The sequence below is a fragment of the Amycolatopsis sp. N2S4-7 genome (assembly GCF_058119595.1).
Genome location: NZ_CP172299.1, coordinates 2,587,056 through 2,598,758 on the forward strand (window position 1 = coordinate 2,587,056; position 11,703 = coordinate 2,598,758).

Sequence of the window (11,703 nt, forward strand, 5' to 3'; positions counted from 1 at the left end):
CCCCCTGGTGGCCCGGCACCCCTCGTTGTTCGAGGGTTGCGTGCTCCGCAGATTCCCCCTGCGGTCCGGCCTCACCCCTGCTGCCGCACCAAACCCACCCCTCAGGCCGCGCTGGCCAACCGAACCAGGCGGTTGCGCGGGTAGGACACCAGCTCGCGCTCCTCGTCCGTGGTGAAGATCTCGACGGAGTCCTCCAGCAGCTCCGCCGAGTTCACCTGCAGTTGCCACGCGGGCAGGCCCGGCGCCGGTTCGTGCCAGAACCACTGGCCCTTGGTCAGCTGGTCCGCCGGGACCGTCGCGTCGTCCGTGTTCATGCGTTGAGGCTAGCCGCCACCACCGACAGTTTTCGCACTGCCTCAGCCGTGCGTGGCGCCGATGGTGACGGTGAGCACTTCCGGATCGCCCGCGAACACCGCGCCGCTGAAGTCGGGGCCCGGGCTGACGTCGTCGTACGGGAACGCGTAGCCCCGGTTGTCCGGCAGTTTCGAGTGGACGATGCGGGCGTAGTGGTTGGTCGCGTCGCCCTGGTAGAACGTCGCCGGGTCTTCGGCCGCCGGCTGGTTCGGGTTGGCCAGCAACGTCGTCCGGTTCAGCGCCGCCGCCAGGCGCGGGATGATGCTCTTGCGGGCTTCGCTAGCCCCCTCGGCGATGGCGAACGGCCCGCTGTCGCAGCTCCACACGTCCGCCGTCACCGGCTTCGCGAACGTCTCGGCCCCGAACGTCAGCTGTCCGCCGCCGACCCGGCCGGTGAACGTGCCCAGGCCCGGGTTCTGGGAGTCGACAACCAGGTCCGTGCCCGCGTACTTCTGCCACACCTGGTCGATGTAGCCGTCGAGGTAGCCCGCGAACCGGTCGGCGCGGTGGTGCGGTGACAGCGCCCGCAGGGTGCCGCCCGGACCGGTCTGCACCAGCTCGCCCCAGCTGCCGCCCAACGCCGTGAGAGCGGTGCAGATCGCGTCGAGTGAGCCCGAAGGCAGGCCGGCGACGGTCTTGGTGCCGGACCCCGAGGTCGTCAGCGAGAGCCCCATCGGGATGCCCACGAAGTCCACGTAGCTGATGTTGGCGAACAGCTGCGTGTCGTTGAACGTGAACTCGCTGAACGACCAGTTCTTGCCGAAGTTCGGGTCGGCCGCGTCGAGGAAGCTCGGGTGCACCAGGTGCGGTCCCGGGTCGAGGAAGAAGTCCAGCTTCGCGTCGGTGACGACGTACACGCGCGCACCGCCCATCTTCGGCACGGACACCTGCGCCGACGTCCCGATCGGGATCGCGCAGTCGACCGGCAGCGGCGTGGTCGGCGCCGACGGCGAGTCCGGGTAGTACGGCGTGCCGTCGGCGCGCAGCAGTACGAGGCGCCCGTCCGGCGTCGTGCCGGTGACGTAGGCGTACACGGTGCCCGAGCCGGACTTGTTCACCAGCTTCAGGCCGAACGTCGCGGGCGTCGCGGCCGCGGCCGGGCGCGCCAGGGGCAGCACGGTCGCCGTGGCGAGCGTGGCCGCCGAGAGCCCGAGGAACGAGCGACGGGAAATCATGTCGTCCTCCACGTTGAGGAAGTCCACAGTGGACGCTATTTGTTGTGGCCACGAACAAACTAGGCCGCGCTTCCCGCCCTGACAACCCGTCCCAAGGAGGTCCAGACCACCATCCCAGTCGCCCGCGCGGTGCCCCGGATGAGGAAATTCCAAACCGGACTCGCCCGGGTCTGCCCGCGCGTACCAGGGCGCCGGGTACAAGGGGGCAGCCGGCGCTAGGCTGACGCCATGAGCGTCCGGCACACCGTCATCGACTCCCCCGTCGGGCCGCTGACCCTGGTCGGCGACGGCGCCGCGCTGATCAGCCTCTACTTCGACGGCCACCTGCGCACCCCCCGCCTCACCGACCGCGGCCGCCGCGAGGACGACGGCTTCGAGGCCGCGCGAAAACAGCTGGGCGAGTACTTCGCGGGTGCGCGGCGCGAATTCGACCTCGACCTCGCGCCGCGCGGCTCGGCCTTCGAGAAGCAGGTTTGGGCGCTGCTGACGAAGATCCCGTACGGCGAAACGGTAGCCACCGAGAACGCCAGGGCACGAACGGGTTTCATGCGCACACTCCAAAGGGGGAGGCGTGGTGCGCACCGCGGCGCGCACCACGCCGGCTGGATCAGTTGCAGCCGCCCGAGCAGGGGACGAACGGCGCCGTGGTGCCGGTCAGCGTGGTCGTGCCCGTCGTCAGGCCGCCGGAGCTCGCGGTCACCGTGATGGTGCCCGGGCCCGTCGCCCGCACGAGGGCGTAGGCGACCCCCTGGTACGCCTTCCGGACGTTGCCCCGGAAGCTCTCCTGCACCGGACTGCCGCTGTCGACCGCCACCAGCACGCCCGGCCCGCTGACGCTGAACGTGACCGCGGCGGAGGAGCCGGTCACCACCCGCCCGGACGAGTCCGCCACGGTCGCCTTCACATACGAGACGTCGTCGATGTCCGTCGACACACTGCTGTGGTCGGGGTTGAGGACCACCTTGTTCGCCGTGGTGCCGGTGGCCGGCGGCGACGTGGTCGGCGCACCCCAGGCGCGCTGCCACGAGTACCCGATCGGACGGACCGTGCCCACCCCGTCCATCAGGCCGAAGTCGCTCTCGACCCGGGGCCACAGCCCGTCGGCCTCCCCCAGGTACGCCGCGCCGGTCCAGAGGAACAGGCCGGTGACCACGGGGTTGTTCCGCACCGTCGTCCAGGCGGAGGTGTCGGTGCCCATCTCGGTGAACAGCCCGGGGCGCGCGGGGGACGTCTTGGCGGCCTTGATGACCTCGTCCGGCCGGTAGTTGCCGCCGAAGACGTCGACGATGGTCCGGGTGGCGCCGGTGACGTCGCCGCTGTCACTCGGCCGGAACAGCGCCTGGGTGACCGGGCGGCCGTCCAGGGCGTGCGCGATCGAAACCATCCTGGTCAGCAGCGGGGTACGGGTCGAGATCGAGTCGCGGATCTCGTTGCCGGTGCTCCACATCGCCACGCTGGGGTGGTTGCGGTCCCGCATGACCACGCTGGTGGCGTCGACCTGGTACCACGGCACCGGGCCGCTCGCGCCCGGCACGGCCGGCGCGCCGGTCGGCGAGGACGCCGTCTTGGTGAAGTACGTCGCGTAGTCGCCGACGTCGGAGTACTTGTGCTGGGTCCAGACGTCGAAGAACTCGTCGAGGACCAGGAACCCCATCCGGTCGGTGAGCTCGAGGAAGGCCGGGCTCGGCGGGTCGTGCGCCGTGCGGATGGCGTTCACGCCGAGTGCCTTCAGCTGCGCGAGCCGCCGCTGCACGGCCCGCTGCGGAGCCGCCACGCCCAGCCCGTGGAGGTCCTGGTGCACCGCGACCCCCTGGAACTTCACGTTCTTGCCGTTGAGGCTCATCCCGGTCGCGGCGTTGAACGTCAGCGTGCGGATGCCCACCGGCGTGATGTCGTCGTCCACGGCGGTGCCGCCCACGAGGACGTTGGTGGCCAGCGAGTACAGGTTCGGGTTCGCCAGGTCCCACAGCTTCGGATTGCTCACCGCCACGTCATAGCCGAACGTCGCCGAGGCGCCGGCGGCGACGGTCCTGGCCGCCGTCGTCACCGCGGGCAGCGCGGCCCCGCCCGGGTCGCTGAGCACGCCCTGGACGCTGACGCTCGCCGCGGCGCTTCCGTTGTTGACCACCGTGGTCTCCGCGTGCACGGTGTTGGCGTCGGGCGTGGTGACCCGGGTCGCCCACTGGCCGACGTGCACGGGGTCGGTCGCGATCAGCCGCACGTCGCGGTAGATCCCGGCCCCGGTGTAGTAACGCGACGCCGGTTGCGACGTCGTGTCGGTCTTGACGGCGACCACGTTGTCGGCGCCGCCGAACTTCGCCGCCGCCGTGATGTCGTAGCGGAAGCTGGTGTACCCGTAGGGGTGGGTGCCGATGAGCGTGCCGTTGACGTACACGCTCGCGTTGGCCATCACGCCGTCGAACTCGAGGAACACCTCGTGCCCGGCCGGCACCGCGGCCAGCGAGAAGTGCTTGCGGTACCAGCCGATGCCCGAGGGCAGGTACCCGCCGCGGCCGGTGCTCGGCGCCGACTGCGAAAACGGATTGGCCGGCGGGCTCTTGCCCTCGATGCTCCAGTCGTGCGGCACGCTGAGCTTGCGCCAGCCGCCGTCGTTGTAGGAGGCACCGCCGGCGCCACTGGCGTCGCCGTAGTTGAACAGCCAGCCGGGATCGAAGTCGGTGACCGTCCGGTACCGGTTGGCCGCCGCGGCCGCGCCGGTACCCGCGATAGCGGTAGCGGTAGCGGTGGGACCGGACACCACGGACACCGGGGCGATCACCAGTGCCAGTGCGCCGGCCACGGCTTTCCGGAGCCTTCCTCGGGTGGGGGACAAAGCATTCACCTCGCCATCGCGAAACTCGGGTGGGCGGCTGGTGGTACGCGGTGTTCTGCCATGCGACGCGGCATCCCTGGAGAACACCCGACAGGGCGGTTCGATCTGGGAGCGCTCCCACGGTAACACGGAAGACACCTGACGGACACCGGTCGCCGGGACGAAACCGACCGGATCACTGAACCGTCAAGCAGAACGGGCCGAATCTAGAAAGCGCATTCCCATCGGTGCCCGGGGGGGGTGCCGCCCTCACCGAGCAGCCGAAGGAAGGTCGCCACCTCGTCGTTGGCCGGGTTCTGCGACGGGCCGGACGACGCCGGCCGACCGCCGGCCGCGACGACGGCCGGCACGCGGCCGCGGACATGGCTCCTCCCCCGCCCGTCGAGTGGCCCATCACCGCCAGGCGTCCGGCGTCGACGCGGCCGCGCACCGGGCTCTGTCCCGGGAATTCGGCTTTTCGCTGAACCCGTTTCCGGTTCAGGGGCCCAGCGGGCGTTCGCGTTGAGCGGGCCGTTTCGGTCGAAGACGGCGGCGGACAGCGCCGCCTTCGCGGCGCGACCGGTGCGGGACACGATCATTCGATCTCCTTTGATCGACGACGTGGCAAATCCAGGACGGGCACCCATTGTGAACGCGCACAATAGGCCTCGGACGGTTCTGCTAAGGATGCAACCGCACCGGTGGGAAATTTTCAAGCCCGTTCGACAATTTCTGTGAACGTGCACAGCCCGCGGCGATCCCGGGCGCGCCGGCCTCAGGTCGACTCGCGCACGACCAGCTCGGTCGGCAGGATCACCTTGGCCGGGCCTTCCCCGTCGATCTGGGCGAGCAGCTGGCGCACCATCGTCTCGCTGATGCGGTCCCAGGGCTGCCGCATGGTGGTCAGCGGCGGCCGGGCGGCGGCCGCCACCGGGGAGTCGTCGAACCCGCCGACGGCGATGTCGGCGGGCACGCGGCGGCCCGTCCGCCCGATCGCCGTCAGCGCGCCGTCGGCCATCAGGTCGGAGGCGACGAACACCGCGTCCAGGTCCGGGGCCCGGGTGAGCAGCTGCTGCATGGCCGCCTCCCCGCTGGCCCAGCTGTAGTCGCCGACCGCGACCAGCCGCTCGTCGAGGGCGATGCCGTGCTCGGTCAGCACTTCGCGGTAGCCGGCCAGCCGCTCGAGCCCGCCGGGCGAGTCCGGCGGGCCCGTGATCGTCGCGATCCGCTCGCGGCCGGACTCGATCAGGTGGCGCACCATGTCCTTGGCGCCTTCGCGGTCGTCAGCCGCCACGTAGGAGACCTTGCCGCGCCGGTTCGGTGGCTTGCCGCAGCAGACGAACGGCAGCTCGGCCCGCCGCAGGTGCTCGACCATCGGGCCGCCGCGGTGCGAGGAGATCAGCAGCACGCCGTCGACGTGGTGACCCGAGAGGAAGGGCGTGATGCGACGCCGTTCGGCCTCGGTGCCCGCCGTGATCACGACCAGCGGGACGTCGTGCTCGGCGAGCGCCTGGGTGCAGCCGCGCAGCAGGGTGGTGAAGTTGGGGTCCTCGAAGAACCGGTCCTGCGTTTCCGACAGCAGGAACGCGACCGTGCCCGCGCGCTGGGTGACCAGGCTGCGCGCCGCCCGGTTCACCACGTACCCCAGCTTGCGGATGGCGGCGTTGACCGCCTCCTGCGAGGCCGGGCTGACGTTGTGCCCGCCCTGCAGGACCCGCGAAACCGTGCCGCGGGAAACGCCGGCGTGGGCGGCCACGTCGTGGATGGTCGGCGAGCGTTTGTGCCGTGGACGCCGCTGCGGCGTTGTGTCCGTCATGGGCCCCTCATCTGCCGGCTGGTGCTCCCGACTTTACGGCTCCGGTCAGCAGATCGACCCGCCAGTAGCGCTGGAGACCGAGGAAGAGCGCGATCAGGGGAACGACCGACAGCAGCGCCCCGGTGATCACGAGCGTGTACACGGCGGGGATCCCGGCACCCTGCTGCAGCAGGCTGTACAGGCCGACGGTGACCGGGAACAGCCGGTCGTCGCCGAGCATGATGTAGGGCAGCAGGAAGTTGTTCCAGATGGCGACGAACTGGAACACGAAGATCGTCACCAGTCCCGGCCGCATCATCGGCAGCACGACCGAGGTGAAGAGCCGGACCTCGCGGGCGCCGTCCATCCGCGCCGCTTCCAGCACGTCGTCGGGAACCGCCGCGGCGGCGTAGACCCGGGCCAGGTAGATGCCGTAGGGACTGAGGACGCTGGGCAGCAGCACCGACCAGGAGGTGCCCGCGAGGCCCGCCTTGGCCAGCAGCAGGTACTGCGGCACGGCCAGCGTGATCGGCGGCATGAGGACGCCGGTCAGGATGACGGTGAAGATCAGCCCGCGGCCTCGGAACCGGTACTTGGCCAGCGCGTACCCGGCGGCGGCCGATACCGCCGCGGACAGAAGAGCGCCCACGCCCGCGTACAGCGCGGAGTTGGCCATCCACCTCCAGTACACACCGTCTCGGTAGGCCGTCAGCCCGGCCAGGTTGTCCCAGAACCCGGTACCGGGCAGCAGGGTGAACGTGCTGAACAGCTCGTCACGGCTCTTCGTCGCGGCCATCACCACCCACAGCACGGGAACCAGGCAGTAGCCCGCGCCGAGCAGCAGCACGATCGTCGGGGCCCACGCCGTGCGGCGGCCCGGAGCGGTCACTGGCCCGCCTCCGTGGCGCGCCGGTCGACCAGCTTCAGGAAGACCAGGGACAGCAGCAGCGTCACCGCCGCGATCACCACGGCGGTCGCCGCGGCCGAATACAGTCCCCCTTGGACGAAGGCGTCCCGGTAGACCTTCATGTACGGGCTCCACGTGGTGCTCAGCGTGTTCGCCAGCGGCCGCAGCGTCATCGGCTCGGCGAAGACCTGGAGCGTCGCGATGGCCGAGAAGAAGAACGTCAGCACCAGCGAGGGAAGCACCAGCGGGATCTTGATCCGCACCGCGATCCGCCGTTCCGAACAGCCGTCCAGCCGGGCGGCCTCGTACAGCTCGGGCGGCACCGCGCGGAGGGACGTGTAGATGACGACCATGTTGAAGCCCGTGCCGCCCCACACCGCGATGTTGGCCAACGCGAGGTACAGGCCACCGCCCTGCAGCAGTTCCGGGCCGTCGAGCCCGGCCGCCCGGAGCAGGAAGTAGCCGGGACTGACGCTCGGCACGTACAGGAATCCCCACAACAGCGAGGCGATGATGCCCGGCACCGCGTACGGCAGGAAGATCGCCAACCGCGAGAACGCCCGGAACCTCGTCCGCGCGCTGTCCAGCAGCAGGGCGAACAGCAACGCCAGGCCGAGCATCGACGGCACGACCATTGCGCCGTACCGCAGCACCCGGCTCGCGCCCGCCAGCAGCTCGGGATCGCTCAGCGCGGCGCGGTAGTTGCCGAGCCCCGCCCACACTTCTTCGCGGGCCTGCCCGCCGAGGCCGAGCCCCTTCATGTGGACGGTGTGCAGGCTCAGGTGGATCGCGTAGCCGATCGGCAGGGCGAAGAAGAGCACGAACAGGACGATCGCCGGAAGCAGGAAGCCGTACGGCGCGAGCCGGCGGCGGACACGGGCGGACACCATGGATCCCTTCGGTCGGTGAGCCGGTCAGCCTTCGACCTTGAACCCGTTCTTCTTCATGCCCGCGACCGTCGCCTGCTGCACGGTGCCCAGCGCGGCCGCGAAGTCCGACTTGTCCTGCGCCGCCTTGCCGAAGGCGTCCCTGAACGCCGAGTACGCCACGATCGCGTCCGGCCCCCACGACGCCGTCGCGGTGCCCTTCGCCACGTCCGCTGCCACGGTGTAGAACTCCGGCTGGTTGGGGAAGAACTCCGGGGTGCTCAGCGCGCCGCCGGTCTGCGCGGCGGTGCAGGCCGGGTAGACCGCCGACTCCTTCACCAACGCGGCCACGGCGGCGGGGTCGGTGTTGAGCCAGGTGGCGAACTTCGCGGCGGCCTCGGCCTGACCCCGCTTCTCGGCGCCGTGGGTGACGCTCGTGGCGGAGCCGCCCCAGCTGCCGGTCGCCGACGCGCCGGCGGTCCACTGCGGCAGCGGGGCCAGCTTCCACTTGCCCTTGGTCGACGGAGAGGCCGTGGTCAGCGTGCCGGGCGCCCACACCGCGCTCACCCAGGCGAGCTGTTTGCCGTCGTCGAGCGCTTTGTTCCACGCCGGGGTGTACATCGGCTGGTTGTCGAGCGCGCCCTCGGCGACCAGGCCGCCCCAGAACCCCGCGACCTTGCGGGACGCCTCGTCGTCGATGGCCACCTTCCAGGTGTCGCCCGACGTCGTCCACCAGGCCGCCCCGGCCTGCTGGGCCAGCCCCGCGAACAGGCCGGGGTCGTTGCTCGAGAACGTCGTCAGCGCACGGGACGGATCCTTCCGCTTGAGCTCGCGGGCGGCGTCGGCGAACTCCGGCCACGTCGCCGGGACCTTCAGGCCGAACTGTTCGAAGAGGTCGTCGCGGTAGAACAGCGCGAGCGGCGCGATGTCCTGCGGGACCCCGTAGACCGCGTCCGAGCCGAGGGTGACCTGCTTCCAGACGTTTGCCGCGAACTTCTCCTCGGCCCCGGCCGCGAACTTGCCGACGTCGGCCAGCGCGTCGTTGGTGACCAGCGTCGGGATCATCTGGTACTCCGCCTGCACCAGGTCCGGTCCGGTGCCCGCCTTCTCCGCGGTGAGGATCTTCGGGATCAGCTCGTCGCCGCCGGCCTGCTTCTGCACGGTGACCGTGGCCTCCGGGTGCCCGGAGTTCCACAGGGCGACGACCTTGTCGAGGTTGGGGGCCCACGACCACATGGTCAGCCGGGCCGGCCCGCTCGGCTCGGGGGGCCGGCAGCCGCCGCTGCAAGCGGAGAGGGTGAGGGAACCGATCAGGGCGATGAGGGCGAGGGCGGCGCGGCGCTGCATCCGATCCTCCAGAGTCGAGTGGACGGAACCATCGACTGCGCACGGGCACAGTTCGGCGGCCAGGTCAATACTTCGGCCGGCTCGACGGCCTGCTTGATCTGTTGCACGGCAACGGGATCCGGGCCTCAACCGAGGCGCGGTGGCCCGCCGGCCGGCCGGGCACCGGACGTCGTGGAGGTCTCATCGCCACCGGGTGCGCCGGAATTCGTCTTTGAATCGATTCAAGCACGTTAAGCGCGCCGGCACCCGGCGTCAACCGGCAATGGCGGCACCGAAAGCGACGCGTGCTTCGAATGTGTCGATGCTTTCCTCCGCCAGGAAAGCGCTTACTCGGGTATTCGGCTGATCGGGTCGTCGAGGTTGACAAGCACCGAATCCCCTGGTTCGAGGACGTCACACGTTGAGGAAACCGTCCATGGCGGCGGTCGGCCTGCGCGTGCCCGGGTCCCACGCGGTGCTGCCGTAGCCGGTGAACGGCGAGTAACCCTCGGGCTCCCAGAAGAACGTGCCGAGCCCGCCGAAGGCCTTCTGGCCGGTGATGAACTGCCGCAGCCCATCGCGCACCTGGGTGGCCTTGTCCCGCGGTCCGCCGTACTCGACCTGCATGACCGGTTTGCCCCAGGTGGACTGGATGGTCTTCATGTTGCCCAGCACGCCCGGGATGTTGCCGCCCTGCGCGTACGAGGACAACCCGGTGACGTCCCACTTGCCCCCGTTGTTCTTGTAGGCGTCCAGGAACTTCCGGATGCTGTCGAGCTTCTGCGGCTGGGCCAGGTGCACCATCACCGGGGTGGCCGGGAAGATCTGCTTGGACACGTCGTACGCGGCACCCAGCAGCCCGGTCATCTGGGCCGGGTTGCCGACGCTGCCCACCGGCCTGCAGATGCCGCTGTTCTGCTCGTTGCCGATCTTCACCCAGCCCGGGGTGACGCCGGCGGACTTCATGATGTTCAACGAGCGGTCGACGTACTTGCGCAGCGCGTCACGCATCTGGCTGTAGTTCATGTTCTTCCACGCTGCGGGCGGGTTCTGCACGCCGACGGAGTTCCACGTGTCGCCGAAGTGGAAGCCGAGCAGGACCTGGAGGCCCGCGTCCCGGCAGCGCGCGGCCATCTTCGCGGTCTCCTCGATGCCGCAGTGCCCGTTCGCCGGGCTGCCGGACGGGTCGACCCAGGTCCGCAGGCTGATCGCGGTGATGCCGTAGCCCTTGAGAATGGTGAACAGGTCTTGCCGTTGCCCGGACTTGGTGTTCCAGTAGTAGCCGTTCGCCTCCATCTGCGGCATCCAGCTGATGTCCGCACCCTTGACGAACGTCGCGGCCTCCGCTGCCCGCGCCGGCGCTCCCGCGCCCAACGCGAGCGCGCCCGCACCGACGGCGGCCCCGAGCAGCACGCTTCGCCGTGAGCTGCCGGCAAGCGGAGTTGCCTTGTCGTTCATGGTGACTTCCTTCCGGGGAGGATCGGGTTGGCGAACTTCGACCAGGACGACGCCGACAGCGGATCGCCGCCGCGGTACTCCAGCATCCCCAGCTTGTAGTCCGGCGTGCCGCCGTAGCCGGCCGGATAGGTGAGGAACGTGCGCCCGTTGTGCTGGAGGGCGAACGACCCCTCGTCGACCGGCTGCCCCTTCCGCTCCCACGCCGGCGTCGGGGCCGAGACGCGGGTGCCGTAGGCCGAGACCGAAGTCGGGCCGCTCATCGGCGCGAGGCAGCAGATGTACCAACGGTTGTTGATCTGCTCCAGGCGCGGTGCCCACATCTGGCAGCAGCCGTCGTTCTGCGAGGCACGGAAAGCCCGGCGCTCCGGCGCGCTGCGCAGCCCGGCGATCGTGGACGACCGGCGCACCAGGATGTCGGACGTCCACGTGGTGGCCACGTCGTGGTACCGGCCGTTGTACTGCACCGGCGCGGGCACGACCGGGTTGGTGAACGAAGGGCCGGGCGCGGTGTCCGCGTGGTCCCGGCCTGCCGCGATCCACCGGCAGAGCGACGACGAGCAACAGGACTCGCCGGCCCGCACTGCGCCGGTGGACGAGCATCATGAGTACTCCTTGACGACTCTCCTCAGGCAGGGGCTGGTACGCAGACCTCCGCCCCACTGCGCGACGGTCGGGCGGAGAGCTGCGCAGCCAGCGTTCCACCCGCAGGCAGCCAGGCGAACAGGGAGACAAGTTTTCACTGTGAACGTTCACAGTGGCGGAAGACCAGTGATACCGCAGATCGCCGGCCCACGTCAAGACTGGGAACGCTCCCAGGCAAACGACGACCGGAGATCGAATTTTTCGAACCAGCGGCCGGCAGGAGAAGCACCGCCCGCACCGAGCCGGTTCGTCGAACGTTCGACCATGGCCTCGTCGAATCGGAACGTCCGGGACCGAACCTCTTGTGCTCAGCGATTGAAAGCGCTTTCCTAGAAGCGCGGCCACGCCCACCCGGCCACCGTTTCCGG

General features: G+C 70.1%; 11 protein-coding genes. 1 reads left to right on the forward strand and 10 read right to left on the reverse strand.

Annotated elements, in window-relative coordinates:
• Positions 1-101: 101 nt before the first annotated feature.
• Together ACH54P_RS11955 and ACH54P_RS11960 are read right to left on the reverse strand one after the other, a co-directional pair.
• Entirely contained in the window at positions 102-314 is a 213-nt protein-coding gene (locus ACH54P_RS11955; RefSeq protein ID WP_489912439.1) for a hypothetical protein, read from the reverse strand.
• Positions 315-356: 42 nt separating this feature from the next.
• Positions 357-1,529, reverse strand: a complete 1,173-nt coding sequence (locus tag ACH54P_RS11960) for a glycoside hydrolase family 64 protein (RefSeq protein WP_489912440.1) — start codon at positions 1,527-1,529, stop codon at positions 357-359.
• A gap of 228 nt (positions 1,530-1,757) precedes the next feature.
• Between ACH54P_RS11960 and ACH54P_RS11965 the strand changes: the two genes are divergently transcribed.
• Positions 1,758-2,234, forward strand: a complete 477-nt coding sequence (locus ACH54P_RS11965) for a methylated-DNA--[protein]-cysteine S-methyltransferase (RefSeq protein WP_489912441.1) — start codon at positions 1,758-1,760, stop codon at positions 2,232-2,234.
• On the opposite strand, the gene ACH54P_RS11970 is transcribed toward ACH54P_RS11965, so the two are convergent.
• The 8 genes from ACH54P_RS11970 to ACH54P_RS12005 form a co-directional block, all read right to left on the reverse strand.
• Positions 2,137-4,329: a glycoside hydrolase family 2 TIM barrel-domain containing protein gene (locus ACH54P_RS11970; protein ID WP_489912442.1), complete on the reverse strand. Its 2,193-nt coding sequence runs from the start codon at positions 4,327-4,329 to the stop codon at positions 2,137-2,139. The genes ACH54P_RS11965 and ACH54P_RS11970 overlap by 98 nt on opposite strands.
• Positions 4,330-4,537: 208 nt before the next feature.
• Positions 4,538-4,756, reverse strand: a complete 219-nt coding sequence (locus ACH54P_RS11975; protein ID WP_489916398.1) for a hypothetical protein — start codon at positions 4,754-4,756, stop codon at positions 4,538-4,540.
• Between the two features lie 360 nt (positions 4,757-5,116).
• Positions 5,117-6,157: a LacI family DNA-binding transcriptional regulator gene (locus tag ACH54P_RS11980; protein WP_489912443.1), complete on the reverse strand. Its 1,041-nt coding sequence runs from the start codon at positions 6,155-6,157 to the stop codon at positions 5,117-5,119.
• A 7-nt stretch (positions 6,158-6,164) separates the two neighbouring features.
• Entirely contained in the window at positions 6,165-7,025 is an 861-nt protein-coding gene (locus tag ACH54P_RS11985; RefSeq protein WP_489912444.1) for a carbohydrate ABC transporter permease, read from the reverse strand.
• The gene (locus tag ACH54P_RS11990; RefSeq protein ID WP_489912445.1) at positions 7,022-7,930 is read right to left on the reverse strand and encodes a carbohydrate ABC transporter permease; all 909 of its coding nucleotides are present in this window, start codon (positions 7,928-7,930) and stop codon (positions 7,022-7,024) included. The genes ACH54P_RS11985 and ACH54P_RS11990 overlap by 4 nt, the downstream gene beginning before the upstream one ends.
• A 27-nt stretch (positions 7,931-7,957) precedes the next feature.
• Complete coding sequence (locus ACH54P_RS11995) at positions 7,958-9,256, reverse strand: ABC transporter substrate-binding protein (RefSeq protein WP_489912446.1); 1,299 nt, start codon at positions 9,254-9,256, stop codon at positions 7,958-7,960.
• 393 nt (positions 9,257-9,649) lie between these two features.
• Positions 9,650-10,693: a glycosyl hydrolase 53 family protein gene (locus tag ACH54P_RS12000; protein WP_489912447.1), complete on the reverse strand. Its 1,044-nt coding sequence runs from the start codon at positions 10,691-10,693 to the stop codon at positions 9,650-9,652.
• Positions 10,690-11,274, reverse strand: coding sequence for a glycoside hydrolase family protein (locus ACH54P_RS12005; RefSeq protein WP_489912448.1), 585 nt, complete (start codon positions 11,272-11,274; stop codon positions 10,690-10,692). Before ACH54P_RS12005 ends, ACH54P_RS12000 begins: the two co-directional genes overlap by 4 nt.
• Positions 11,275-11,703: the final 429 nt, after the last annotated feature.